Annotated in this window: 23 protein-coding genes; 11 read left to right on the forward strand and 12 right to left on the reverse strand. The window is 68.5% G+C overall.

Annotated elements, in window-relative coordinates:
• The first annotated feature begins 345 nt into the window (after window positions 1-345).
• The 4 genes from rpsF to rplI all read left to right on the forward strand — a co-directional run bounded on the left by rpsF (window position 346) and on the right by rplI (window position 2,056).
• Window positions 346-633: a 30S ribosomal protein S6 gene (gene rpsF / locus BKH28_RS06765; protein WP_003788455.1), complete on the forward strand. Its 288-nt coding sequence runs from the start codon at window positions 346-348 to the stop codon at window positions 631-633.
• Window positions 634-660: 27 nt separating this feature from the next.
• Window positions 661-1,260, forward strand: coding sequence for a single-stranded DNA-binding protein (locus BKH28_RS06770; RefSeq protein WP_075418085.1), 600 nt, complete (start codon window positions 661-663; stop codon window positions 1,258-1,260).
• An 88-nt stretch (window positions 1,261-1,348) separates the two neighbouring features.
• The gene (gene rpsR / locus BKH28_RS06775) at window positions 1,349-1,585 is read left to right on the forward strand and encodes a 30S ribosomal protein S18 (RefSeq protein WP_003783656.1); all 237 of its coding nucleotides are present in this window, start codon (window positions 1,349-1,351) and stop codon (window positions 1,583-1,585) included.
• 15 nt (window positions 1,586-1,600) lie between these two features.
• Window positions 1,601-2,056, forward strand: coding sequence for a 50S ribosomal protein L9 (gene rplI, locus BKH28_RS06780; RefSeq protein WP_003783683.1), 456 nt, complete (start codon window positions 1,601-1,603; stop codon window positions 2,054-2,056).
• Between the two features lie 194 nt (window positions 2,057-2,250).
• On the opposite strand, the gene BKH28_RS06785 is transcribed toward rplI, so the two are convergent.
• Window positions 2,251-3,678, reverse strand: a complete 1,428-nt coding sequence (locus BKH28_RS06785) for an MATE family efflux transporter (protein ID WP_075418086.1) — start codon at window positions 3,676-3,678, stop codon at window positions 2,251-2,253.
• Between the two features lie 812 nt (window positions 3,679-4,490).
• On the opposite strand from BKH28_RS06785, the gene dnaB reads away from it, so the two are divergent.
• The gene (dnaB, locus tag BKH28_RS06790) at window positions 4,491-5,915 is read left to right on the forward strand and encodes a replicative DNA helicase (protein WP_075418087.1); all 1,425 of its coding nucleotides are present in this window, start codon (window positions 4,491-4,493) and stop codon (window positions 5,913-5,915) included.
• Here dnaB and BKH28_RS06795 read toward each other — a convergent pair.
• From BKH28_RS06795 to thiD, 4 genes are all read right to left on the reverse strand, one after another.
• The gene (locus tag BKH28_RS06795) at window positions 5,906-6,697 is read right to left on the reverse strand and encodes a hypothetical protein (RefSeq protein WP_075418088.1); all 792 of its coding nucleotides are present in this window, start codon (window positions 6,695-6,697) and stop codon (window positions 5,906-5,908) included. The genes dnaB and BKH28_RS06795 overlap by 10 nt on opposite strands.
• Window positions 6,694-7,608: an ABC transporter ATP-binding protein gene (locus BKH28_RS06800; RefSeq protein WP_075418089.1), complete on the reverse strand. Its 915-nt coding sequence runs from the start codon at window positions 7,606-7,608 to the stop codon at window positions 6,694-6,696. The genes BKH28_RS06795 and BKH28_RS06800 overlap by 4 nt, the downstream gene beginning before the upstream one ends.
• Window positions 7,605-7,955 (reverse strand): PadR family transcriptional regulator, encoded by a 351-nt coding sequence (locus BKH28_RS06805; protein WP_075418090.1) that lies wholly within the window; start codon window positions 7,953-7,955, stop codon window positions 7,605-7,607. Before BKH28_RS06805 ends, BKH28_RS06800 begins: the two co-directional genes overlap by 4 nt.
• A 140-nt stretch (window positions 7,956-8,095) precedes the next feature.
• Window positions 8,096-8,923: a bifunctional hydroxymethylpyrimidine kinase/phosphomethylpyrimidine kinase gene (gene thiD, locus BKH28_RS06810; protein WP_075418105.1), complete on the reverse strand. Its 828-nt coding sequence runs from the start codon at window positions 8,921-8,923 to the stop codon at window positions 8,096-8,098.
• 118 nt (window positions 8,924-9,041) lie between these two features.
• On the opposite strand from thiD, the gene BKH28_RS06815 reads away from it, so the two are divergent.
• Entirely contained in the window at window positions 9,042-10,385 is a 1,344-nt protein-coding gene (locus BKH28_RS06815) for a Fic family protein (protein ID WP_075418091.1), read from the forward strand.
• Window positions 10,386-10,473: 88 nt separating this feature from the next.
• Here BKH28_RS06815 and BKH28_RS06820 read toward each other — a convergent pair whose 3' ends face one another.
• Window positions 10,474-11,085, reverse strand: a complete 612-nt coding sequence (locus tag BKH28_RS06820; protein ID WP_075418092.1) for an NAD(P)-dependent oxidoreductase — start codon at window positions 11,083-11,085, stop codon at window positions 10,474-10,476.
• 247 nt (window positions 11,086-11,332) lie between these two features.
• Between BKH28_RS06820 and BKH28_RS06825 the strand changes: the two genes are divergently transcribed.
• From BKH28_RS06825 to BKH28_RS06840, 4 genes are all read left to right on the forward strand, one after another.
• Complete coding sequence (locus BKH28_RS06825) at window positions 11,333-11,788, forward strand: winged helix-turn-helix transcriptional regulator (RefSeq protein WP_075418106.1); 456 nt, start codon at window positions 11,333-11,335, stop codon at window positions 11,786-11,788.
• Window positions 11,789-12,112: 324 nt separating this feature from the next.
• A complete protein-coding gene (locus tag BKH28_RS06830) occupies window positions 12,113-14,116 on the forward strand; it encodes an alpha-amylase family protein (RefSeq protein WP_075418093.1) in 2,004 nt (667 codons plus the stop codon).
• 40 nt (window positions 14,117-14,156) lie between these two features.
• Window positions 14,157-15,827 carry an L-serine ammonia-lyase gene (locus BKH28_RS06835; protein WP_256695522.1) on the forward strand — a complete coding sequence of 557 codons (1,671 nt, stop codon included), beginning with the start codon at window positions 14,157-14,159 and terminating at the stop codon, window positions 15,825-15,827.
• A gap of 121 nt (window positions 15,828-15,948) precedes the next feature.
• Complete coding sequence (locus BKH28_RS06840) at window positions 15,949-16,659, forward strand: hypothetical protein (protein ID WP_143224092.1); 711 nt, start codon at window positions 15,949-15,951, stop codon at window positions 16,657-16,659.
• 64 nt (window positions 16,660-16,723) lie between these two features.
• Here the strand turns inward: BKH28_RS06840 and BKH28_RS14010 are convergent, their stop codons facing one another.
• Window positions 16,724-17,119, reverse strand: coding sequence for a MerR family transcriptional regulator (locus BKH28_RS14010; protein WP_081380073.1), 396 nt, complete (start codon window positions 17,117-17,119; stop codon window positions 16,724-16,726).
• On the opposite strand from BKH28_RS14010, the gene BKH28_RS06850 reads away from it, so the two are divergent.
• A complete protein-coding gene (locus BKH28_RS06850; protein WP_081380075.1) occupies window positions 17,105-17,905 on the forward strand; it encodes an MBL fold metallo-hydrolase in 801 nt (266 codons plus the stop codon). The genes BKH28_RS14010 and BKH28_RS06850 overlap by 15 nt on opposite strands.
• A gap of 103 nt (window positions 17,906-18,008) precedes the next feature.
• On the opposite strand, the gene BKH28_RS06855 is transcribed toward BKH28_RS06850, so the two are convergent.
• The 5 genes from BKH28_RS06855 to BKH28_RS06875 all read right to left on the reverse strand — a co-directional run bounded on the left by BKH28_RS06855 (window position 18,009) and on the right by BKH28_RS06875 (window position 23,849).
• Complete coding sequence (locus tag BKH28_RS06855) at window positions 18,009-19,772, reverse strand: carbohydrate-binding domain-containing protein (RefSeq protein ID WP_075418096.1); 1,764 nt, start codon at window positions 19,770-19,772, stop codon at window positions 18,009-18,011.
• A gap of 61 nt (window positions 19,773-19,833) precedes the next feature.
• Complete coding sequence (locus BKH28_RS06860) at window positions 19,834-20,844, reverse strand: polyphosphate polymerase domain-containing protein (RefSeq protein WP_143224094.1); 1,011 nt, start codon at window positions 20,842-20,844, stop codon at window positions 19,834-19,836.
• Window positions 20,845-20,887: 43 nt separating this feature from the next.
• Window positions 20,888-21,733, reverse strand: a complete 846-nt coding sequence (locus BKH28_RS06865) for a DUF4956 domain-containing protein (protein ID WP_075418097.1) — start codon at window positions 21,731-21,733, stop codon at window positions 20,888-20,890.
• Between the two features lie 278 nt (window positions 21,734-22,011).
• A complete protein-coding gene (locus BKH28_RS06870; protein ID WP_075418098.1) occupies window positions 22,012-22,833 on the reverse strand; it encodes a polyphosphate polymerase domain-containing protein in 822 nt (273 codons plus the stop codon).
• Between the two features lie 143 nt (window positions 22,834-22,976).
• Window positions 22,977-23,849, reverse strand: coding sequence for a DUF4956 domain-containing protein (locus BKH28_RS06875; RefSeq protein ID WP_075418099.1), 873 nt, complete (start codon window positions 23,847-23,849; stop codon window positions 22,977-22,979).
• Window positions 23,850-24,096 lie beyond the last annotated feature (247 nt).

Genomic DNA, 24,096 nt, shown 5'->3' on the forward strand with positions numbered 1-24,096 from the left:
GGCGGCGGTAACGGCGGCGGCCAGGGCGGCGGCAACAATGGCGGCGGCGGAAACGGCGGCAACAACGGCGGGGGCCAGGGCGGCGTCGGCTAGCGTCACTAGTCCACGGCGGATGAGCACCCGCTTGCTGATAGGTGCTTGACGGTGGGCCGACGACGTGTTGCATGGCACGTCGTCGGCCCACCGTCTCGGCTTTCAGGGCCACCCGGTTGTCCGGTAATGTGGCGAACTGGCTGCGCCGTCGGGCGGATGGACCTCATTCCACCGGATGGTGCGCCGCACGCATCACCCTCCTGTCGCGGAAGGACCGTGACCGCCACAGACCAGAGGAGGTGGGTACCAAGCATGCGTCACTACGAGATCATGATCATCCTCGACCCCGAGACGGACGAGCGCACCGCCAACGCGACGCTCGAGAAGCTGCTGCAGGTCGTTCCCAGCAACGGGGGCACCGTGGACAAGGTCGACATCTGGGGCAAGCGCCGGCTGGCCTACGACATCAAGAAGAAGTCCGAGGGCTTCTACGCCGTCGTGGACATGACCACCACGCCCGAGATCGCCCAGGAGCTCGACCGCCAGCTCGGCCTCAACGAGACCGTTCTGCGCACCAAGCTGCTGCGTCCCGAGGCCTGAGCCTCTACCGGGAACGGAGACAACGCCATGGCCGGAGACACCATCATCACCATCGTCGGGAACCTCACCGCGGACCCCGAGATGCGCTTCACGCCCTCCGGGGCAGCGGTGGCCTCCTTCACCGTCGCCTCCACGCCGCGCACCTTCGACCGCCAGGCCGGCGAGTGGAAGGACGGGGAGACCCTGTTCATGCGCTGCTCGATCTGGCGCGACGCCGCGGAGAACGTGGCCGAGTCGCTGACCAAGGGCACGCGCGTCATCGTCCAGGGCCGGCTGGTCCAGCGCTCCTACACTACCCGTGAGGGCGAGAACCGCACGGTGGTGGAGATGCAGGTCGATGAGATCGGTCCCTCCCTGCGCTACGCCAAGGCCCAGGTCACCCGCCAGCCGCGCGGTGGCGGCCAGGGTGGCTTCGGCGGAGGTCAGGGCGGCCCCCAGGGCGGCGGCTTCGGCAACCAGAACCAGGGCGGATACAACCAGGGTGGCCCCCAGCAGGGCGGCTACAACGGCGGTGGCGGCTTCGGCGGCCAGGGCCAGTCCGGGTACAACGCCCCCGCCGGCGGCGCCGCGGACGACCCGTGGGCCACGGGCGGCTCCACCTCCTTCGGTGACGAGCCCCCGTTCTGAAGGCCGCGACGCCGTCGGCCCGTTCCCTCACACATCACAACTTTTCATCTCGTAGAGCGCCCAGGCGCTCAGACCAAGGAGTACCACCATGGCGAAGCCCCAACTTCGCAAGCCGAAGAAGAAGGTCAGCCCCGTCAAGGCCATCAAGGTCGGCACCATCGACTACAAGGACACCGCTACGCTGCGGAAGTTCATCTCCGACCGCGGCAAGATCCGCGCTCGTCGCGTCACCGGCGTCTCTGTCCAGGAGCAGCGCAAGATCGCCAAGGCCGTGAAGAACGCCCGCGAGATGGCTCTGCTGCCCTACTCGAGCTCGGCTCGCTGATCGGAGGCACGCGCAATGACCACCAAGCTCATCCTCACGCACGACGTCTCCCACCTCGGCTCCGCCGGCGAGGTCGTGGAGGTCAAGGACGGCTACGCCCGTAACTACCTCCTGCCCCGCAAGCTCGCCACCCCGTGGACCAAGGGTGCCCAGCGCCAGATCGACCAGATGGCCGAGGCGCGCCGCAAGCGCTCCATCGAGTCCCTCGAGCACGCCCAGACCGCTCGCGCCTGGCTGCAGGAGAACGTCGTGACCGTCTCCGCCACCGCCGGTGACAACGGCCGCCTCTTCGGTGCCGTGACCACCGCGACCCTGGCCGACGCCGTCAAGGCCGCCGGCGGCCCCGCCGTCGACCGCCGCAAGATTCAGGTCGTGCCGCCGATCAAGTCGACCGGCCGTCACAGCGCCTCCGTGCGCCTGCACGCCGACGTCGTGGCCCCCCTCGAGGTCAACGTCGTTCCCGCGCGCTGAGCGCCGGGCATCCTTCCGCCGTCGGGCCGGGTCCTCCATGCGGGGATTCCGGCCCGACGGCGTCGTGCTGGCTGTCCGGTTCGTAGGGTAGGTCGTGCGTTCGTACCCTCTACCCCTCGAACGCACGACATAAGGTACGAACGCGCGGGGGACAGGCGGGGACAGGCGGTGCGGTGGACGCGGCGAGAGGCCGATCAGTGGCGCCAGGCGGTGCCGCGGGCCCGCAGGTAGGTGGTGGCGCCGCGGGCGGCCATGAAGACCCAGGCGAAGGCGAGCCACAGCAGTACCAGGCCCGACGTCGCCCCGTCAGCCCCCGGCAGCACGCCGCCCCCGATGAGCAGTGCGAGCGGGACGTAGGGCAACAGCGTCACCAGGCCCGCCCGGGCCAGGTAGCGTCCGTCACCGGCGCCCATGAGCACACCGTCGAGCAGGAAGACGACCCCGGCGAGGGGCTGCGCGCTCGCCGCGACCAGGAGTGTCGGAGTCGCGGCCACGATGACGCCCGCGTCGGAGGTGAAGGCGCGGGGCAACCAGGCGGCGCCCACCGCCATGAGCAACCCGATGAGTACACCCGTCCCGGCGCCCCAGGCCAGCATCCGCTTCAGGAGCTCGTCAATGGACCAGCCGGCGGTCGCAGCGGCAGCCCCGGCCTCCTCCTCGGTGAGGGCCTCAGTGTCCGGTACGGCGGAGTCCGCGCCCTCCCTCTGCGCCTGTCCCAGGGCGGTGCCGATGAGGGCCTGCGCCGCCACGGCCAGTGCGTCCAGGGCGAAGGCCGCGAAGGTCCACAGGGCGTTGACCACCTGGTGGGCGGCCAGGGACACCTCCCCGAGCGCCGTCGCCGCCCACACGGTGGCCAGGATCGCCACACGGAGGCTCAGTGAGCGGATGAGCAGGGGTGTCCCACTGCCCAGAGAGGCCCGCAGGCCCTGGCGGTGGGGGAGCAGGCCCACGCCGGCGGCCCGGGCCGCCCGGGCGATCGGACCGGCCAGTGCCAGCGCCATGGCCGTCTGCGCGATCGCGGTGCCGGCGCCCGAGCCCGCGATCCCCATCCCGACGCCGTAGAGCAGGACCGCGTTGACGACGATGTTGAAGACCGCCCCTCCCGTGGCCACGACGAAGGGCGTTCGCGTATCCAGCAGGCCGCGCAGGACGCCGGTGGCCGCCAGGACGACGAACATGCCGGGCAGTCCTGGGCAGGAGGCGCGTAAGTAGGCCACGGCCGCCTGAGCCACCGCACCATCGGCACCCATCGTCACGGTCAGCCAGGGTGCGGCCAGTCCCAGGAGAGCCCCCGCCCCCAGCCCCAGCAGGAGCGCCAGCCACATTCCGTCGACGCCGGCCCGCAGGCCCTCGGTGCGCCGGCCGGCCCCGAACAGACGCGCCGTCGTCGCCGTGGTGGCGTAGGCCAGGAAGACGAACAGGCCCACCGTCGTCGTCAGGATCGTTGAGGCCAGCGACAGGCCGGCCAGGCTCACCGCGCCGAGGTGGCCGACCATCGCCGAGTCGGCCAGGACGAAGAGCGGCTCGGCAATGAGGGCACCCAGTGCGGGCACGGCCAGGGACAGGACCTGGCGGTTGAGGCCGCTGGAGGCGGGGCTGCTGGTGTTGGGCACGGCCCCCATTGTGGACCACGGGCCCCGTCAGAGCATCGGCAGCCTCTAGGTGGTATGAGCGTGGCGGAGCGAAGGCGTGCGGCGCATCCCCGGCGGCGCCAGGCCGCGACTGCGGGGCGGGATGCTGGAGGAACGGACTCGAGTGCCGGCAACGAGCTCGCAGGGAGGCAGCGCCGAGGACGTCCTCACGACCAGGTTGAGGATGAGGTTGAGGAAGAGGTCGCAGGGGGTGAGACGTGGACGTGACTGAGGCTACTGATCGCCCGAATTGTTCTGGGGGATCGCACAACTATTCGCCCCCATGGAAAGTACTGGAAGGCTGAATATTTGCTGAAGATATGCCTGATGAAGCCGTTGTTCGACTGTGATGACAGGGTCTGGGGATAACTGGCGCGGACCACCCTGTAGGGGAGCCACAAACGACGTGGACCTCAAGTCGAACGTGACGTTTGTCCACAGGTTTACCCACTTGTCCACAGATCACATTGTGATGTCGTGGGAAGAGCCTATAGAAAACCTGAACCAGCAAATCACTGCTATCTCGACGAAAAGTCGCCTAGTGTTGGCGCACCGGCAACAGGTGCACACATCTGTATCCACAGCGTGCCCACCTCTGTCCCCAGGCTCTGGGGGTCTTCCCACAGCGGTGGTGCGGATATCCCCAAGGCGGGTGAACTTGAGAGTTTGCAGGGCCTGCCCGATGGCGTTATCGTCACGCGCGCGCTCCACGCGGGCGAGCGTCTTCCTGACGCGGCGGGCCGTCGTCGGGAGCAGCAGGACGAGCCGGTAGCAACCGGCGTGACAGTGCGGAAGGTGGCCGGATGGATAACGGCATGGGCGCTCAGGCCGGCTCGGGCAGCGCCGACGGCGGAAGCGTCCGCGCCGACAGCTCCGCCTTCGACCGCCTCCCGCCCCAGGACCTCGAGGCCGAGATGGCCACGCTCGGCGGCATGCTCCTGAGCAAGGAGGCCATCACCGACGTCATCGACGTCCTGCGCGGCCCGGAGTTCTACCGCTCGGCCCACGAGTCGATCTTCGATGCGATCGTCGAGGTCTACAACCGCTCCGAGCCCGCCGACCCGCTCATTGTCGCCGACGAGCTCTCCAAGCGCGGCGAGCTCGAACGCATCGGTGGCGCCCCCTACCTGGCCACTCTCATGGCCACCGTCCCCACCGCAGCCAACGCCGGCTACTACGCCCGTATCGTCAAGGACAAGGCGCTCATGCGCGGCCTGGTCCAGGCCGGCACCCGCATCACCCAGCTGGGGTACTCCACCGACGCCGGCGACATCGCCGAGCTCGTCACCCTGGCCGAGGCCGAGGTCTACTCGGTGGCCCACCACGAGGGGGAGAAGGAGGACTACGTCGCCGTCTCCGAGCTCCTGGGGGAGGCCAACCTGGAGATCGAGGCCGCCCAGAACCGCGATAACGGGGCCCTGACCGGGGTGCCCACCGACTTCATCGAGCTCGATGAGCTCACCGGCGGGCTCCACCCCGGCCAGATGATCATCGTGGCCGCGCGCCCCGCCATGGGGAAGTCCACGCTCGCCGTCGACTTCTGCCGCTCGGCGTCGATCCACCACGGCATCACCAGCTGCTACTTCTCCCTGGAGATGGGGCGCATGGAGCTCATGATGCGCATCCTGGCCGCCGAGTCCAGCGTCGACATGAACAAGCTGCGCGGCTCGCGCCAGATGGAGGACCGCGACTGGACTGACGTCGCCGTGGCCTACAACCCCGTCTCCAACGCGCCGCTGTTCATCGACGACTCGCCCAACCTCACCATGCCGGAGATCCGCTCCAAGGCGCTGCGCATGAAGCAGCAGCACAACCTGGGGCTCATGGTCATCGACTACCTCCAGCTCATGAGCTCGGGTAAGCGCGTCGAGTCGCGTCAGCAGGAGGTCTCCGAGTTCTCCCGATCCCTCAAGCTGCTGGCCAAGGAGCTGGAGATTCCGGTGATCGCCGTCGCCCAGCTCAACCGCGGTCCCGAGCAGCGCACCGGCAACAAGCCCCAGATGAGCGACCTGCGCGAGTCCGGATCGCTGGAGCAGGACGCGGACATCATCATCCTGCTGCACCGCCCGGAGTACTACAACAACGAGGAGCGCCCCGGCGAGGCCGACATCATCGTGGCCAAGCACCGCAACGGGCAGACCCGCACCATCCCCGTCGCCTTCCAGGGGCACGTGTCGCGCTTCGCCAACATGGCGCGCGATGTCACCCCCGAGCCCGCCTACGAGTAGACCGGCTCAGCAGGAGTCGGTGCCGGGAGACGGACCGTGCGCAGGCGCAGGACGCCCACGGCCCAGCTCGCCGCCGTCAGCAGGACGGCCATGGCTGCGCCATGCGCCAGCCCGCGGTGCAGGTAGGCGCTGGTATCCGGCCCCAGGTTCTCCACGACGACGCTCGCCAGCTCTCGGGTCGACCACAGCGGTAGGACGCGGGTCCAGCCCTCGGAAGGATCCACCAGCACCTGCACCGCCATGACCGACAGCAGCAGAAGAGCCCCCTCCAGGTCCCGTGGAACCAGGGCGGCGGCCAGGGAGCCCAGGGGAGTGGCGACGGTGGCGGTCAGCAGCAGCATGACCGGCACCGCACTCGGGTGGGTGAGCTCGTCGCCGATCGTGGCCAGCACGAGCCCGGTGTAGAGCAGGCCAATGGTCCACCCGAGCCCGAGCACCGCGAGGTAGCGGCCCAGCAGCAGGGTTGCGGGTGGGGCCCCGCTCACAGCGAGGCGGCGGTCCACTGAGCGGGACGAGACCTGCGTGAACAGCGCAAGCGTTGCCGTCGCCCAGCCCAGGCCGATCGATAGGAGCCGGATGGCGGTCCAGTGCGTCTCCAGGCGCACCAGGTAGAAGGTCAGCGGCAGCAGGGTCGCCAGCGCGAGGGCGCCGCGCCGTCGGGCGAGCTCACGCAGGGTGATGAGCGCGACCAGGCCCGTGGTCGCGGCCGTCGACCGGAACCGGGCGCCCTCGGCGCGGTCCCACTCGGTCTGCGGCGTGGAGTGGTCGGGCGATGTGCTCATGCGGACTCCTTTCGCTGTGCCCGTTGGGGCATTCGGCGGATTGTCCGGCCTGCGTTCTCCTGCGGGGCCGGCAGCTCGACGACGCGGTCGACCAGGTCGACGTCCCGTAGCAGGTGGGTGACCAGCAGGACGCCTGCGCCCGAGGCGCGCCAGGCTGAGATGAGGGCCCACAGGTCCTCGTAGGCCAGGGCGTCCAGGCCCTGGTAGGGCTCATCCAGCAGGAGCAGATCGGGTGCGCCGAGCTGGGCGAGAGCGACGTTGAGCTTCTGCTGGGTCCCGCCCGAGAGCGCCCCGGCGGTCTGGTCTCCGCGAGCGGTCCAGCCCAGGCGGGTGAGGAGGCGGTGGCCGGTCGAGACGGAGCGGCCTTGCCGGATCCCGCGTGCCGCCCCGAAGAGCCGGAGGTGCTCGTCCACCGTCAGCAGTGGTGCCAAGGAGTCGAGCTGGGGCGCGTAGCCGAAGCTCGGCGTCCTCTCGATGCTCCCACCGCTTGTGCGCAGCAGGCCTGCGCAGAGCTGAAGCAGGGTCGACTTGCCGGCGCCGTTGGCTCCGACGACGGCGACGACCTCGCCGCGGTGGAGGGTGAGGTTGATGCCCGACAGCACTGTGCGTCTTCCGCGGCGGACGGAGACGTCCGTCAGGCGCAGGACGACGGGAGCGGCCGAGGTGGGAGCGGGTACGTCAGCCTGGTAGTCCCGCAGTGCAGAGGCGACCTCGCGGGCGTAGAGGACCGCCGGACCGTACAGGTCGCCGGGTGTCTCTCCGGCCGCCTCTGCCTCGGCCCGGGTTGAGGCGGCCGTGCGCTCGACCTCGGAGGTCGGCAGGCCGTGGGAGGCGAGCTCCGCCTCGAAGCGTCGGTACCAGTCGGCCTTCGCGTCCGGCACCGGATCTCTGGCTTCCTCGGGCCGGCTCATGAGGGGGCCTCCGTGCGTACCTTCCGGCCCTCGATGAGAGCGCCGACCGCCGTGGAGAAGGTTCGCCACTCGGCCCGTCGTGCGGCGAGCTCCGTGTGTCCGGCGTCGGTCAGCTCGTAGTACTTGCGGGCGGGCCCGGAGGTGGAGGGGCGCCAGGAGACCGCGACGAGGCCGCGCTTCTCCAGGCGCATGAGAGCCGGGTAGAGCGTGCCGCCGGGCACCTCATCCAGCCCGGCGAGGGCGAGCCGCTGTGTCAGGGACAGCCCGTAGTCGGCGTGCTCGGCCAGCAGTGAGAGCAGGCAGGGTTCCAGGAATCCGCGCAGGAGGCGTGCTGCTGATGAGTCCATAGTTCATAGGCTACCTAGTTACTAGACAATCTATCTACCGATGGTGAAAGTCCGCCGCCGACGGAGCTGGAGACCGTCGGCGGCGGATGGTGAAGCGGGAGGATCGGTGAGGAACCGAGGGGTGCCTCGGTAGCGAGGCCTCAGGCCGGTCGGTACTCGCCCTGGTAGACGTAGAGGAAGGGCATGTTGCCGCGCAGCCCGTGCCGGATGGAGGAGGAGACGACCTCCTTGGCGGTGACGGCGGCCTCGAGCGGGGCGGCGCCCTTGGCGAGCTCGGCGGTCACCGCGGCGGCAAGGGTGCAGCCGGCGCCGTGGACGCGCTCGGTGCCCACGGCCTCAACCTCGAGGACCTCCAGGGTGGTGCCGTCGTAGAAGACGTCCAGGGCGGTGCCGGTGCCCAACGACGGGCCGGCCTTGGCCAGGACATTGGGGACGCCCTGGTCGTGGATGCGCTTGGCGGCGTCCTTGAGCTGCTCGACGGTGGTGATCTCCTCCATGCCCGCCAGCGTCGCGGCCTCGAAGAGGTTGGGGGTGGTCATCGTGGCGCGCGGCAGGATCTTGGTGCGCAGGGCGTTGTCCACCTCGAGGGCGCCCCCGAACTCCTGGCCCTTGCAGATGAGGACCGGGTCGAGCACCACGGTGGGGAAGTCGTAGGTCTCCAGGGCCTGCTCGACGACGTCGATGGTGGGTGCGGTGCCCAGCATGCCGATCTTGACGGCGTCGACGCGCGAGTGGACGGCGGCACAGGTCTCGATCTGGTCGGCGATGACGCCGGGATCCACCGGCACGAAGCGGTGGTTCCAGCCGTCCTTGGGGTCCATGGAGACGATGCAGGTCAGGGCCGTGCAGCCGAAGACGCCGAGGGTGTGGAAGGTCTTGAGGTCGGTCTGGGCGCCGGCGCCGCCCGAGGCCTCGGAGCCGGCGATGGTCAGGGCAATCGGAGGTTGGGGCTTGTCGACTATAGTCATAGGAAGAAGCGTGCCCATGTGTGGGGCCCAGCGCAAACATGGTGCCCACAACTGTCAGTAACTGCTAATTTGGGCTAGATTAGCAATAAGTGACAGGTCGGCAGTGAGGATCTGTGTCATGAAGGTTCCTGTTCCACCGCCAGCGGCCCTGGAGGTGCTTCTGGCTAGACTGGCTAAAGACGGCCGCCTGACTGAGGTGCTCGTGTCGCCGTCGACAGCGGCGGACACCGACTATGACCCCTGGGAGTGGTTCTTTCGCCACGATCCTCCAGCTGGCCTCACACGCGAGGAGTGGTGGGTGGCCGTGCGGCTGCGCCGAACCCAGGCCGCCCGGCCCACTCCGTTCACGATGAAGGACGGGACCCGGCTCACTTACAACCTGCCAGACCCGCTCCTGCGCGCCATCGATGACGTGTCCGCGCGAGCGCGGGGGCAGGTCGAGCTGCCCGAGCCCATCGCCAACGCCGCGACGCGAGATCGCTACCTCGTGCGCTCCCTCATCGAGGAGGCGATGACGTCCTCGCAACTGGAGGGGGCCTCGACCTCTCGGGTACGGGCCAAGCAGATGCTGAGGGAGGACCGGGCCCCCCGTGACCGCAGCGAGCAAATGATCCTCAACAACTACAGCGCGATGCAGCGTGTCATCGAGCTCAGGGACGAGCGGCTGACGCCAGAGCTTGTATGTGAGATCCACCGGATCGTCACAGACGGCACGCTCGACGACCCCGCTGACGCAGGTCGACTTCAGCGCCCGGGGGAGTTGAGAGTCCGCATCTACGGCACCCAGACCGAGGAACAGGTCCTTCATGTCCCACCCCCGGCCGAGACCCTGCCTGAACGACTTGAGACTCTCTGCGGCTTTGCGAACGACGTCGACCGGTCTGACGGCACAGTCCCCTACATGCCGCCGCTCCTGCGCGCGCTCACGCTGCACTTCATGATGGGCTACGACCACTACTTCGCAGACGGCAACGGGCGAACATCGCGGGCCGTCTTCTACTGGTCGATGCTCCGCCAGGGCTTCTTCCTCACAGAATTCCTGTCGATCTCGCGCCTGCTGCGCAAGGCCCCCGCCAGGTACGCGCGCGGCTTCCTGCTCACCGAGCAGGACGAAGGGGACCTCACGCACTTCTTCCTGGCTCAGGCACGGGTCGTGGTACAGGCGATAGACGAGCTCGATGCCTACCTGGCACGCAAGACCGGCCAGCTGCGCGAAGCCACCCGGCTCCTGCGTAACCTCGGACTCAACCACCGGCAGGTCGCGCTTGTCGAGACCTTCCTTCGCGATCCCTCCGGCAGCGTGACTGTGGAGGCGCACCGAACGACCCATGGTGTTGTCCCGCAGACAGCCCGCACGGACCTGCAGGACCTCGAGCATCGGGGTCTGCTCACCAGTGCCAAGCAAGGGCGAAAGGTCATGTGGTTTCCTGCTCGCGACCTGGCTCAGCGGGTCGGCGCCTAGCGTGCACCGCGCAGGGGGTGCCGGCCAAGCCGGGCCGGTCGTATGGAACCGGCCCGGCTGGGTGGGTGCGCTGTGAGCGGCCGCGGGCTCAGGCGTTGGCGATGGTCCAGCGGTGGCCGCGGTGCGCGTCCTTCTCGGCCTCGTCCACCAGGGCGACGGCGAAGTCGGCCACGGAGATCTCGCCGCCCGCGGGCTGGTCGCCGCCCTCAGTGTAGGTGCCGGTGCGCGGCTTGTCGGTGAACTCCGGGGCGGGGGAGAGCAGGGTCCAGTTCAGGGCGCTGCCGGCCTCGCGGTAGAGGTCGAGGACCTCGGCGAAGGCCAGGGCCTCTGTCTTGTACTCCTCGGGGAATCCGGGGGTGTCCACCAGACGGGTGCCGTTGGGCGTGAGCAGGGAGCCGGCGCCGACGACGACGATGAGCCGACCGGTAGGGGCGGCGGCGATGAGGGCGCGGTGGGCGTCGATGACGGGCTGGGCGGACTCTCCGCGGCCGGCGGAGACCGTGATGACGGTGGCGTCGGAGCTGTTGATGAGGTCGACCACGGCCTGCGTGTCGGCCAGGGTGAGGGTGACGTCCTGCGTGGCGCCCTCGGCGTGACGGCCCGAGCGCGAAGCGGAGACGACCTCGTGGCCGCGGCCGGCGGCCTCGGTGACGGTGGCCGAGCCGACCATTCCGGTTCCTCCGATGACAGTGATCTTCATGAGTCTTCCTCCACGTGGGTGCGATGCTGCTCCGAGGTGAGTGTGCCGGGTGCCGGCAACCTCGCGATGACTTGATGGTATGATTTTGATACTGAGTACCTTAAAGTAACTAAGGGAGTGTGTTGTGTCACGGACTGAGGGGCTGATGGCTGAGCGTCGGAAGGCGGCTCAAGGCGGTGCCAGCAGTGCGAGGAGCGCCGGCTCCGGCTCTGCTCGCGGCACCGACACCGCGGGCGTGGAGGGTGCGATGGAGCTTTCCCCAGGCGAGTCGGGAGAGGATGTTCCTCGGGAGAGCGCCCCATGCTGTGCGGCTCCGGCCGGGGAGGGATCCCGGACGGCGGTCTTCGACTTCGACGTCCTCTCGCCCGCCTGCCCGTCGCGCACGGTACTGCGTCACGTCGTCGACCGCTGGACTCCGCTGGTGGTGATGGTCCTGGCCGAGGGACCGAGTCGCTTCGGTGAGCTGCGCTCGCGGGTCGGCGGGGTGACGCCCAAGGTCCTCACCCAGACGCTGCGATCCATGGAGCGCGACGGCCTGGTGACGCGCACCCAGCTGCCGGGTGTGCCGCCGCGGGTCGACTACGAGCTGACCGACCTGGGTCGCAGCCTCCAGGCGCCCATCGACGCACTGCGCACCTGGATCCACGCCCACTCCGCTCAAATCCTGGCCCACCGCGAGTCCTACGACGCCGTCGGGTCCTGATGCTCCGGCGCTCGCGGGGCGGGGGCGCACTCGTGCCTGCGGCCGGGGACATTCTGCGCGCCCGGGTGCATTCCCGATCAGCCGGGGGCATACCACGCGTACGGGGACAGGAATTCCGTCCCCGACGGCGTCGAATGCCCCCGCCCGGAACGACACGCCCCCGGCCGCGCGTAATGTCCCCGCCTGTGGTGGGCGCCGCGGGCTCAGGCGGTGGGGAGGCGCCTGTTGGCGGCCAACTCAGCCTCCTGGCCGATGGTTGCCCCGGCCGACGGGAGAATGAGGAAATCAGTACCGCGACGGCGTTGAATCGGGGACCATGGATTCATGAGCGCCACTGTCCCCCTCCCTGCCTCCTTCAACGACATCGTCTTCCACGTCCTGGACCCGCTTGAGGCCGTTGAGCGGGATATCTTCCTCACGCGCGCGGAGGCCTGGTACCCCGACCTCCTCGACGGGCTCACCACCCTCTACGGCGACGCCGCCGAGGAGGAGGCCCTCAACCTGCTGGCCCTGGCCGCCCGGGCCTACGCGGAGCGCGAGTACGAGCTGCGCCGCCTGGACCTGGCCCGCACCCTCGACCCCACCTGGGCCCAGCACCCCGGTCGGGTCGGTTACGCCGCCTACACCGAGCGCTTCGCCGGCACCCTGCGCGGCGTGGAGGACCGCATCGACTACCTGCGCGAGCTGGGCGTCACCTACCTCCACCTCATGCCCCTGCTCACCCCGCGTCCCGGCGACTCCGACGGCGGCTACGCGGTGGCCGACTACCGCACCGTGCGCCCGGACCTGGGCACCATGGAGGACCTCGAGCACCTGGCCGGTGAGCTGCGCGCCGAGGGGATCTCCCTGGTGGTGGATCTCGTCCTCAACCACGTGGCCGTCGAGCACGAGTGGGCGGCACGGGCGCGCGCCGGCGAGCAGCACTACCGCGACTACTTCCTCATCTTCCCCGACCGCACCGAGCCCGACGCCTACGAGCGCACCCTGCCGGAGGTCTTCCCCGACTTCGCCCCCGGCAACTTCACCTGGGACGACGGCGTGGGCGGCTGGGTGTGGACCACCTTCAACTCCTTCCAGTGGGACCTCAACTGGCGCAACCCCCGCGTCATGGCTGAGTTCGCCAGTATCGTCCTGGACCTGGCCAACCGCGGCGTCGAGGTGCTGCGACTGGACGCCATCGCCTTCACCATCAAGCGCAAGGGCACCGACTGCCAGGGCCAGCCCGAGGTCCACGCCATCACCGAGGTCCTGCGCGCCCTGACCCGCATCGCCTGCCCCGCGGTCGACCTCAAGGCCGAGGCGATCGTCGCCCCCACCGAGCTCCTCCAGTACCTCGGACAGGGCAAGTACACCGGCAAGGTCTCCGACCTGGCCTACCACAACTCCCTCATGGTCCAGGTCTGGTCCATGCTCGCCGCGCGCGACACGACGCTGGCCGTCGAGGCCCTCCAGAACCTGCCGGTCGAGCCCTCCACCGCCACCTGGATCACCTACCTGCGCTGCCACGACGACATCGGCTGGGCCATTGACGACGACGACGCGGCCGCTGTGGGCCTCGGCGGCTACGACCACCGGTCCTTCCTGGCCGACTGGTACAGCGGCGAGTACCCCACCTCCGACGCCGCGGGCCTCGTCTTCCAGCACAACCCGGCCACTGGGGACCGGCGCATCTCCGGAACGGCCGCCTCACTCATTGGGATCGAGGCCGCCACCGAGGCCTGGGAGGGCGTCACCGACGAGACTCCCGAGCACGAGGTCGAGGCGCTGCGGACCTGGCGCGAGGAGCGGATCCACGCCCTGCGCATGGCCCACGCCATCCTCTACGGGTGGGGCGGCATCCCCGTCCTGTGGAGCGGCGACGAGCTCGCCCAGCCCAACGACCCCAACTGGGACACCGAGCCCGGCCATGAGACCGACTCGCGCTGGGCCGGGCGCCCCCGCCTCGACGAGGCCCGGATGGCCAACCGGCATGACCGCTCCACCGTCGAGGGGCGAGTCTTCACCGACCTGGCGCGCATGGCGCGGGTGCGCGCGGGCCTGCCGCAGCTCGACGCCGCCGTGCGCACCCAGGTCCAGGACGTCGACGACCCCGGGGTGCTGGTGACCTACCGCGACCACCCGCGCGGCAGTTTTGTGGGCGTGTACAACGTGACGCCGCAGTGGCGGTCGGTGGCTGCCGACCAGCTCGCCCGGCTCGGGGTCATGGGGGCCACCGACGTCCTGACCGACACGGTTCCCTTCGGCTCCACGTCACTGGACGGTGCGGGGCAGGGGCGCGTGCCCGTACCGCCCTACGCCGCTTGGTGGCTGGTGCGCCCCACGGACTGAGGGGGCCGCCACTGAGTTGGGTCCCGGGCGCCGGAGATGCATGATTAAGGACGTGACCCGCCGCAGCCTCTCCGCCTCGACACCCGCCCCTGATTCTGCAGCCGGTTCTGCGACCACGGTGGTCACCGAAGCACCCGCCGCCCAGGAGACCGCGCTCGTCTCGATGGCGCTGGACTCGGCCACGCCCGCCGCCCTCCTGGCCGGGGCGATCGACGTGGAGCAGGCGCCCCGCCCGCTGAGCGTCTTCGACCTCATGCGCATCGGCATCGGCCCCTCCTCCTCCCACACCGTGGGCCCCATGCGGGCCGGCCGCGCCTTCAGTCGTGCCCTGGCTGAGGCGGTTCGCCCGGGCGGTGCGGGGGCATCCGATGGTGAGTGCGCCTCACCGGTCCCCGGCGCCGGCCTGCCGCAGCCCACTCGCGTCACTGTTGAGCTCTACGGCTCCCTCGGTGCCACAGGCCGCGGGCACGCCACCGACCGCGCCGCCGTCATGGGCCTGTCCGGCTATGAGCCCGAGACCGTCCCAGCCGTCGTGTGCGAGTCCCTCATGGAGGAGGTCGAGGCCGCCGGCGAGCTGGTGGTCGCCGGCGTCGGCCCCATCCCCTTCAGCCCGAGTGCTGACATCCACTTCCTGCCCGGGCGGGTCCTGCCCTACCACGTCAACGGCATGACTCTGACCGCCTACTGCGCCAGTGGCGCCGAGATCCTGCGCCGCACCTACTACTCCGTGGGCGGCGGCTTCGTCATGGAGGACGTCGGCATCCCCGGGGCGCCGTCGATCCAGGCTCTGGCGACCGCCTCCGCCACTCAGGCCCACGCCACCCCCGCGCCCTTCCCCTTCACTACGTCGGCCGCGATGCTGGCGATCTGTGAGCGCGAGGGCCTGAGCGTGTCGAACGTCGTTCTGGCCAATGAGCTCTCCGCCCGCAGCCGGGAGGAGGTCATGGCCTATCTGGACCGCCTGCGCGCCACGATGCGCGCCTGCATCGAGGCCGGCATGAACGCCGAGGGCATCCTGCCCGGCGGGCTCGGGGTGCGCCGCCGCGCCAAGGCCCTCCATGAGCGGCTGTGCGCCCAGTCGACTGGTCCGGCCGCCGCCTTCACCATGGCCGACCCCCTGCGCGGCATGGACTGGGTGGACCTGTTCGCGCTCGCGGTCAACGAGGAGAACGCCGCTGGGCGCCGCGTCGTCACCGCCCCCACTAATGGGGCGGCCGGCATCGTCCCGGCGGTTCTGGCTTACTACGAGCGTTTCATCCCCGGGGCCGACGACGACGGCGCCCGCCGCTTCCTGCTGGCCGCCACTGCCGTGGGTGGGCTCATCAAGACCAACGCCTCGATCGCGGGGGCCGAGGTGGGTTGCCAGGGGGAGGTCGGCTCGGCCTCCTCGATGGCGGCTGCCGGCCTGGCCGAGGCCCTGGGCGGGACGCCCGCCCAGGTGGAGAACGCCGCCGAGATCGCCATGGAGCACAACCTGGGGCTCACCTGCGATCCGGTGGGCGGGCTCGTCCAGATCCCCTGCATCGAGCGCAACGCGGTGGCCGCGGTCAAGGCCATCAACGCCGCCCGCATGGCCCTGTGGGGCGAGGGCCGGCACGCCGTCAGCCTCGACACCGTCATTGAGACGATGCGCCAGACCGGCGAGGACATGCTCGCCAAGTACAAGGAGACCTCCCGCGGCGGACTGGCCGTCAACGTTGTGGAGTGCTGAGGAGTGCATCTCCATGTTTGACAACACGGATTGACGTGGCCATTCAGGTGGTCCTTGAGCGTGACTCAACTATTCCGGCGTGCGGTACGGAACCCAAATCTAAACAACTGAAATGTAAGCGATGGAAAATTTCAACTACATTCTTATAGTCATTGCTGTTGCTGTCGGCCCCGCAGTGAGAGTGTTTTTAGGGCGCAGAAACTCGAAACAATACTCGGTCTCCACTGAGGGTGCTGTGAGGGTGCGAGCCCCGAGGTTCCCATTGATTGCCGTTATCATTCTGGCGCCCGTAGGGATCGCTTTAAATGTCGTTGGGGTGTTCTGTCTATGGTTTTCTATTCAAGCCTGGATATATTCGCAAGATACCTCTCTGTTCTCATATGAAGACACTGCCTGGGTCTTCTTGTTGGCTCTGATGGCCCTCGCTGGCGGCATCTTTCTGTCGTCGTTATCGTATCTCATGATCATGTCTCTGAAAAATGAGTATGTCGAGACGGGAATTGATTACGTTGAGAAGCGCGGACGGCTTGGTAAGGTCACTCGGATATTCTTTCAAGAAATTTCGTCGTACGATTACGATGTGAATTCCGAGGGAGGTGTGTTGACGATTGGGGCGGTGGACGGTCGCGAGATTTCGTTTGAGGTCGACTATTATCGTGGCGATTATGTGATGGCCGCCATCTCAATTCGAAAAGCTAACGGTCGCTGGTTCGATCCGACTGATGAAGCCGTTCATCAGCGACTTGTTCAGATAGCTTCTGACGGGACGGCAAGGCGCTATATCAAAGCGCATCCGCGCGATGATGATCTGAGCGTGTCATGTGGCTCCTAGCGTCGCGCTGGGATTGACTGGCGCCATCTTGGGGTGGTGCGCATGTTTCTGACCTGCATCCCCTTCACACGCTGTATGGGCAGGAGGTGTTGGGGGATGTGCGCATGGCGCCGTCGACGAGACCGATGGCGTGAGTGAGCCGCTCGCGTTGGTCGGAGAGTGCCGACCGATGATCGTTCAGCAGGGCCTTGCGCTCCTGCGCGCTTGCTCGGATGAAGCGTCTGATTTGTTCCAGGGTGAACCCCGCCTCTTGTGCGCGTCGCACTGCTGCGGCCCGACTGAGATCTTCAGGGCGATACCGACGGTGCCCGAGGGAGTCTCTTTCAGGCTTCAGGATCCCCTCATCCTCCCAGTGCCGTAGAACGTGTGCTGCGATTCCGGTCTCACGAGCCACGTCGCCGATCCGCTTGCCTTGAGGTCGGCCTGAAGGGGGAGCCTGGTTGTCATGACGATTCATCATCTTAACTGTGGCACACTCCACCCGCCGAGCCAACTTCTTGTGAACGGTCGAGGAAGTCTGACCGCTCCTGCGACACTCGTATGTCACTGCCTTGTGGTGCAGACGGGAAAGTACTGGACTCTTGTCGATGCTGGGCTGGGATCAGCCGACCTGCGCAATCCCCGCGATCGCTTGGGCGATAACTTTCTGCGCAGAGTTCGCCCGGTCCTCAACCCCGCAGAGCCCGCGATCAGGCAGGTTCAGGCACTCGGTATCGATCCGCACGATGTGCGGAGCATTGTCCTCACTCATCATGATGTCGATCATGTGGGAGGTATTGCGGACTTCCCCTGGGCGTGCGTCTATGTGTCACGTGCTCAGGTCGACCTCATCGTTCCCGCACTGCGCAAGGATATGGTGCGCAGGCTTCATCCCGTTCAGTGGTCGCATGCACCGCAGTGGAAGCCTGTCACATTATCGGAGACGTGGCGTTCGCGCCCCTCTTTCAGGCTGAATGACAGTCTGAGCCTGGTCGCGCTTGATGGACATATTGAGGGGCACTGTGCAGTCGTCATAGATCGCGAGAACGAACCTCCTCTTATTCATGCTGGTGATGCGGTGATGGATGTCAAGACCGAGCTCTTCGGTGGGCGTGCTCCCCTGGGGCTCAGGGCCTTTCAGTACATGACGCGGACTGATGCTCGAGCATGGCGGGAGTCAAGAGCCTGGCTCAAGGAATGCGTGGAGGACGGGATTGATGTCATCTGCGCTCACGAGCCTCATCCGCGTCTTTCCGGAGCTCGTTGACCTCGGATCCTGCGTCGATAGGTCGAGACGAAGACCTGCGACGATGCAAGGGTGGGGGCCGCAGCGTTGCGCTGCGGCCCCCCACTTCAGTGTCCAGACCGGGTCAGCTGCTCTGGGCGGTGCTGGACTGGTTGTTCGACTGGCTGTTCTGGTTGCCGGACTGCTGCCCGTTGGACTGCTGGCCCTGCCCGCCGCCGGGCTGACCTCCCTGGCCGCCCTGACCACCATCCATGGGACCGCCCATTCCAGCCGATAGCGCCGAGGCCGTCCCCGTGGCCGAGCCGCCCGACGACGTTGCCACCGTGTACTGCTGGCCCTCCTTGAGCCCCAGCACCGTGATCGCCTCAGCCGTGAAGTCCACCTTGACCGAGGCCACCTGGGACCCGGAGGAGTCCGTGACGGTCAGCGTGTCCCCCGCGCTCACCGACGGCGAGCCCGTCACCCCCACGAGTTGGGTCTCGCCGTTGGCGTCCACCGCGCCGTCCATTGCGCCGGCCTGCCCCGAGACCACTACGATCCCGCCCTTGACGTAGGCCGAGCCGTTGGAGTCGATACCGTCGGAGGAGGCGTAGGAGACCTCCACCTCGCCGCCGCTGATCGTCAGCACTGAGCCGTCGTCGGACTCGGAGTCGGCGTTCTCGTGCCCCTCGATGACGTGGTCGCCGTTGGAGGCGTTGATGCCGTCATCGCCGGCAGCGATGGACAGCTCCCCGCCGGCAACGTTGATGAACGGTGCCTGTAGCCCCTCGTCGGCCGCGTTGACGGTGACCTTCCCGGAGTCCTGCGTGTAGCTCACCCCGGCGTTGATGCCCTTGGGTGAGGGCGTCGAGGAATCCGCCGTCGACTCCTGCCCGGGGGGAGCCTGCTCCTCAACGGTGGCGTTGGCCTGGCCGCCGCCGGCCGTGATCGTCAGGTTCGTGTCCTTGACGGTGACGTCCGTGGTCGCCGAGATCGCGTCGTCGGTGGAGGTCAGCGTGATGCTCGCCTTGCCCAGGGAGATGAAGCCCTTCGTCTCATCATCGCCCTCACTCGACTTCAGAGCATCGCCGCCGGCCTCCACCGTCAGCGTCCCGGACTCCACCACCAGGTAGTCCTTGCCGCGCAGGCCGTCGTCGGCGGCCTTGACCTTGATGGTGGCGTTCCCGGTGATGATGAGGCCGTTCTTGGAGGAGATGCCGTCCTTGTAGGAGCCGGTGACGTCCAGCTGGCCGGTCCCGGTGACGGTGAGAGTGTCGGAGGAGAACAGGGCCGCGGTGGCCTCCTGCCCCGAGGCGTAGCTCTGGCCGTCGGTGAGCGTGTTCTTGGAGTCCTTGGCCAGGACCACGATCGCCTTGCCGGCGTCCTGGATGTCGATGGCCGGCCCGTCCGAGCTCGTGATGCTCGCGCCCTTGAGGACCAGGCGCACATCGGCCTTGGGGGCGTTGACGACGATCCGCCCGTTGCTGAGCTCACCGCTGATGACATAGGTGCCGCCGCCGCTGATGGTGGCGGTGCCCCCGTCGACCTTCACATTGCTCGACGCCGACCCGCTTGCCGAGGCCGACGATCCCGACAGCGTGATCGTGGTGGCCGACGACGTGTCCGTGGTCCCGGCGTCGTCCGCAGAGCTTGAGGCGTCCTCCACCGAGGCGTTGGCGCCCAGGATGTCGGAGACGCTGGCGCCGGTCGACGCCGTAGCGACCGACGAGGAGATCGTCTTCCATGTCGTGTCCGACTCGCTCGAGCTCGAGGCACTGGCGTTGCTGGAGGCCGAGGAGGTCGAGCAGCCGGCCGCCAGGGCGATCGCGGCCAGGAACGCGACGGCTCCGGTCGCGCGACGGCGGAGTCGGTTGAGGGGCTTGGTCCTCATCGTCTTGGTGGTCTTCATGGTTTCTGGGCCTCTTCTTCTCGGGTCCGGTGTCGGATCGTGGGTGGTCTGGGTGCGGCGCTCAAGCGGCGCTTGCGGTGGTGTGGATGGCGCCGATGCTCTCCAGGCTGGAGCGGTCGGTGCCGAACAGGTCGGCGAGCTCGTGGGTCAGGGTCCGGTACCACCGGTTGGCGGGCAGCTCGGGGTGGAGCAGTGCCATGCCGGTGGCGTACTTCGAGATGCGGGTGGGCCGGTGGCCGGCGTCCCACAGGGCGCGGTCCGCAGGTGAGGGCGTGGCCGGGTTCTTCGTCTCGACGACGGCGACATCCGCCACCGCCACCGCCACCGGCTCGCCGTCGTTGATGGCGGCGGTCAGGCGGGCCGGGCGCAGGGCCTGCGGGGCGCTGGCGGTCACGGTGGCGGCCCTCGTGCGGGCCCCCGGCGTCAGACGCTGCCAGGTCAAGGTCGTGTCAATGGTGGCCCGGGCCTCGGCGTCAGGCAGGTGCAGGGTGGTGCGTTCATAGGTGGTGGCCAGCACCGGCCGCAGCGCGGCGGCGATCTCCCGGGCCGCGGCCGGACCAGTGACCCCCGTGCTCGCCAGGCAGGCGGCCACGAAGGCGCGGCCCGGGCCGGTGAGGCGGGAGGCGTCGTCGGGGTGGTAGCCCATACGCCGCTTGACGGTGGTGCCGCGTGCGCCGCGGGTCTTGACCTCCAGGAAGCACAGGCCGGTGTCCAGGTAGGTGCGGGTGCGCACCTTGAAGCGCCGACGCCGCTTGCGGGCCGCGAGCATGAAGGCCTCCAGCCCCGGGGTGTCGAAGTAGGTCGAGGCGTAGGAGAACCTGCGCCGCCCATCGATGTCCAGAACCCGGGCGTCGGGCGTGAGTCCGTTGACGAGGTCCTGCGCGCGTTCCAGAGGCACCAGGTACTTGCGATCCACCCGGGTGAGCAGGCCGGCGGCGCTGTTGAGCTCGGTGAGGCCGGTCGAGGCCAGGTGATCGGTGCTCAGGGGTGCCGACGTCGGAGCGTCCGATCCTGCGGAGGAAGTCGTCGGAAAGGTTCTCACGGTCGTGGTCGGGATCGTCGTCGAGGTCATCATCGGGGTCCTGTCGGTCCTGTCGATTCGTTCCGGTCGCCGTTCAGCGCGAGGCCATGGCCGCGGGGGAGGCCGTCCGGCTGCCGGAGCCGGCCGTGGGCGACGCTGCCGACTGCGCGGCGGAGCGGGTGACGTACTGAGCGGCCGGTGTCATGGTGATGGGCTGGGTCTCAACGGGCCGGGGGCGTACGTCAGTGTGCGCGGCGCCCAGGCGTGCGCCGCTCCAGGACTGGGCGGTCTGCGCCTCGTGGGCGACGGCGCCGGTCGGTTCGACTGCCGGCTGCGAGGCGGGGACGACGTCGTCGGGGGCCGTGGCGAGCTCGAGCTCAGCGGGGGTGTGCCGCGGCACCCGGAAGCGGACGTCGACAATGGTGGTGTCGTTGACCAGGTCGAGGCGCTGGACCTCCACCGAGCGGACCTGCCCGCCCAGGGTGCGCTCCAGGTGGGCGATGAGCGCGGTCTCGTTGGTGATCGCGTGGTCGAGGACGATCACCTGATGGCGGTTGCGGCGCATGAGCGCGGGGTGGTCACCGACCCACAGGGCCGCGACGACGGTGCCCATGAGGGCCGCCACCATCCCGATCGGCGCGGTCTGGATCCCGCCGAGCAGGCCCAGGGCCAGGGCCGCGAAGAAGTAGGCCACCTCGTGCTGGGCCAGCTCGGTGGAGCGCAGACGGATGATGGACAGGACGCCGAAGAGCCCCAGGCCCAGGCCGGCCGCGACGCTCGCCGTCGACAGCAGCAGGGTGACGGCCAGGACGCCCACGTTGACGCCGATGTAGGCGGCCATGAGGTCCTTGCGCGAGTGGCGTGGGGCGTAGAGCGCCCCGACCAGGACAGCGAGGGCGATCAGGTCGGCGGCGATGTAGGTCAGGGTGGTCAGGCTCATCGGGAGGCTCCTGTCGGGTCATTCGGACCGGTGACGGGGCCTGACCGCGGGGTGGCAGCAGGGGTGAGCCCTCAGCGCGCCGCGGTGCCGTGCGGCTCCGTCCGGTGAGAAACAGTCAACGGGCGCATTCCATGAGCGGGCTGTGAACAGGGCATGGGGGAGGCATGACTTGCCGTGCCGCGGCATGAGACGGCGAACAGCGCCTCCGGAGGCGGGCGGTGCCCGTGACCTCCCGGAGGCGCTGGTGAGGGGTGAGGCGGAAGCGTGGCGGCTGCGGCTCAGGCCGCGAGCTGACGAGACTGGGCTTGACGCCAGTAGCGCCCCAGATCCCGCTTGATGGTGCGGTTCCACCGGTTGGTGGGCAGGTTCGCGTACAGCAGCGCCATGCCGGTGGCGTACTTCGAGATGCGGGCCGGCCGATGCCCCTGATGCCACAGGAGGCGGTCCGTGGGGGAGGCCGTGGAGGGGTTCTTCGTCTCGACGACGTTGAGGTGATCCACTGAGACGCCCTGCTCGAGGCGCTTCCCGTCAGGGCCGAACAGGTCCCAGGTGAGCTGGGTGTCGAAGGTGGCGCGGGCCTCGTCGTGGGGCAGGTGCAGGGTGGTGCGGCTGTAGGTGGAGTCCATGACCGGGACGAGGGCGTCGGCGATCATGCGCGCGTCGTCCGGAGAACAGGTGGAGGACTCCACGAGACGCTCGATGACGAACAGGCGACCGTCGGGCGTGATGCGGTCGGCGTCGTCGGGGTCGTACTTGAAGCGGTCCTTGACCGTGGACTCGCGTGAGCCGTTGGTCTTGACCTCCAGGAAGCACAGTCCGGAGTCCAGGTAGGTGCGGGTGCGGATCTTGTAACGCCGACGGCGCTTGCGGGCCGCCAGGAAGTAGGCGTCCAGGCCGGGGGTGTCGAAGTAGGTCGAGGCGTAGCGGAAGTGGCGCAGGCCGTCGATCTGGAGGACCTGCGCCCGCGGGGCCAGGTAGCTGATGACGTGCTGGGTGTCGCCGGGGGGCACCAGGTACTTGCGGTCCATGCGGGTCAGGAGGCTCGCCTCGGAGTTGAGCTCGGCGAGGGTGATCGTGTTGATGCCGTCGGTGTTCAGCACGGTGCAGTCCTTTCCGGGATCGGGAGTCACGAGGTGGGGAGGCCGGTGCTGCTGGGTGGCAGCGGTGACGGGAGGCGACGGTGGCTGCGTGGTGGGTACGCGGTGTCTACGTGGTGGCGCCACCGGCGAGGAGGGCCGGCCGGTCAGTTGTAGTGGGGCTGCACCATGGACGGTGGGGCGCTCACCGGAGCAGGCTGCTGGGAGGCTTGCTGCTGGCGGTGACCGGTGATCCAGTCGTACCGGGGTGGGGCGGTGGCCGCTCTCGCGGCGCTGTCGGCCACGGGGGCCTCGGGCCAGAGCTGCTGACTGGTGGACTGAGCCTGAGCCTGAGCGGGGGCCTGAGTGAGTGCCTGAGGCGGAGTCTCCTGGACCAGGTGGGGAACCCGCGGCGTCTCCGCCTGATGCACCTGGGCGGCCTGCGGCGGAGCCGGCGTCGCTGTGCGGGACCGAGGATGCAGCCGGTAGTGGACCTCCACGATGGTGGTGTCGTTGACCAGGTCCAGGCTCTTGAGGTCGACGCTGCGCACCTGGGCGCCGAGCAGGTCCTCGAGCTCGGTGATGAGCTCGTTCTCGTTGCTGATGGCCCGGTCGAGGGTGACGGTCTGGTTGCGGTTGCGGCGCATGAGCGCCGGGTGGTCTCCCACCCACAGGGAGGCGAGGATGAGGGCCATGAGAATGGTGACGATGATGAGGTGGGTCTTGATGCCGCCGAGCAGGCCCAGGGCCAGGGCGGCGAAGAAGTAGGCCACCTCCCCCTGGGCCAGGGAGGAGGAGCGCAGACGGATGATGGAGAGAACACCGAAGAGCCCCAGGCCGAGGCCGGCTCCGACGTTGTCGCTCGTTGACAGTAGAAGAGTGACGGCCAGGACGCCCACGTTGACGCCGATGTAGGCGGCCACGAGGTCGCGGCGACCGTGGCGGGGAATATAGAGGGCTCCGACCAGGAGCATGAGTGCCACCAGGTCGGCACCGATGTAGGCCAGTGTCAGTGGTAGATCGTGCAACACCTGCTGCATGAGGATGTCCTTGGGGGAGGGGGCTGGGAACCGTATTATTACGTTATCATAACGACAAATCAGTCTCTATAAAAAGCGCTAGAGCGTGAGCCTCTTGTTCGGTGTGAGGCTGCGTACTCTCACTCCGACCCTCAGTGCTTCTGCGGCTGCCTTCGGTCTCGTTGTGCGCCGCAGGTGGGAGGCGGAGACCGATGTGGTCGTTGTCAATGCCGTCAGCTGTCAGGTCTTGGTCGCTTGCTGGGTGTTT

It is taken from the genome of Actinomyces oris, from assembly GCF_001937665.1.
Taxonomy (GTDB): Bacteria; Actinomycetota; Actinomycetes; order Actinomycetales; family Actinomycetaceae; genus Actinomyces; species Actinomyces stomatis.

What these genes read in the sequence shown, in the direction of transcription:
- rpsF (WP_003788455.1), top strand. Translation starts at nt 346, where the DNA reads ATGCGTCACTACGAGATCATGATCATCCTCGACCCCGAGACGGACGAG.
- BKH28_RS06770 (WP_075418085.1), top strand. Translation starts at nt 661, where the DNA reads ATGGCCGGAGACACCATCATCACCATCGTCGGGAACCTCACCGCGGAC.
- rpsR (WP_003783656.1), top strand. Translation starts at nt 1,349, where the DNA reads ATGGCGAAGCCCCAACTTCGCAAGCCGAAGAAGAAGGTCAGCCCCGTC.
- rplI (WP_003783683.1), top strand. Translation starts at nt 1,601, where the DNA reads ATGACCACCAAGCTCATCCTCACGCACGACGTCTCCCACCTCGGCTCC.
- BKH28_RS06785 (WP_075418086.1), bottom strand. Translation starts at nt 3,678, where the DNA reads ATGGGGGCCGTGCCCAACACCAGCAGCCCCGCCTCCAGCGGCCTCAAC.
- dnaB (WP_075418087.1), top strand. Translation starts at nt 4,491, where the DNA reads ATGGATAACGGCATGGGCGCTCAGGCCGGCTCGGGCAGCGCCGACGGC.
- BKH28_RS06795 (WP_075418088.1), bottom strand. Translation starts at nt 6,697, where the DNA reads ATGAGCACATCGCCCGACCACTCCACGCCGCAGACCGAGTGGGACCGC.
- BKH28_RS06800 (WP_075418089.1), bottom strand. Translation starts at nt 7,608, where the DNA reads ATGAGCCGGCCCGAGGAAGCCAGAGATCCGGTGCCGGACGCGAAGGCC.
- BKH28_RS06805 (WP_075418090.1), bottom strand. Translation starts at nt 7,955, where the DNA reads ATGGACTCATCAGCAGCACGCCTCCTGCGCGGATTCCTGGAACCCTGC.
- thiD (WP_075418105.1), bottom strand. Translation starts at nt 8,923, where the DNA reads ATGACTATAGTCGACAAGCCCCAACCTCCGATTGCCCTGACCATCGCC.
- BKH28_RS06815 (WP_075418091.1), top strand. Translation starts at nt 9,042, where the DNA reads ATGAAGGTTCCTGTTCCACCGCCAGCGGCCCTGGAGGTGCTTCTGGCT.
- BKH28_RS06820 (WP_075418092.1), bottom strand. Translation starts at nt 11,085, where the DNA reads ATGAAGATCACTGTCATCGGAGGAACCGGAATGGTCGGCTCGGCCACC.
- BKH28_RS06825 (WP_075418106.1), top strand. Translation starts at nt 11,333, where the DNA reads ATGGAGCTTTCCCCAGGCGAGTCGGGAGAGGATGTTCCTCGGGAGAGC.
- BKH28_RS06830 (WP_075418093.1), top strand. Translation starts at nt 12,113, where the DNA reads ATGAGCGCCACTGTCCCCCTCCCTGCCTCCTTCAACGACATCGTCTTC.
- BKH28_RS06835 (WP_256695522.1), top strand. Translation starts at nt 14,157, where the DNA reads ATGATTAAGGACGTGACCCGCCGCAGCCTCTCCGCCTCGACACCCGCC.
- BKH28_RS06840 (WP_143224092.1), top strand. Translation starts at nt 15,949, where the DNA reads ATGGAAAATTTCAACTACATTCTTATAGTCATTGCTGTTGCTGTCGGC.
- BKH28_RS06850 (WP_081380075.1), top strand. Translation starts at nt 17,105, where the DNA reads ATGACGATTCATCATCTTAACTGTGGCACACTCCACCCGCCGAGCCAA.
- BKH28_RS14010 (WP_081380073.1), bottom strand. Translation starts at nt 17,119, where the DNA reads ATGATGAATCGTCATGACAACCAGGCTCCCCCTTCAGGCCGACCTCAA.
- BKH28_RS06855 (WP_075418096.1), bottom strand. Translation starts at nt 19,772, where the DNA reads ATGAAGACCACCAAGACGATGAGGACCAAGCCCCTCAACCGACTCCGC.
- BKH28_RS06860 (WP_143224094.1), bottom strand. Translation starts at nt 20,844, where the DNA reads ATGACCTCGACGACGATCCCGACCACGACCGTGAGAACCTTTCCGACG.
- BKH28_RS06865 (WP_075418097.1), bottom strand. Translation starts at nt 21,733, where the DNA reads ATGAGCCTGACCACCCTGACCTACATCGCCGCCGACCTGATCGCCCTC.
- BKH28_RS06875 (WP_075418099.1), bottom strand. Translation starts at nt 23,849, where the DNA reads ATGCAGCAGGTGTTGCACGATCTACCACTGACACTGGCCTACATCGGT.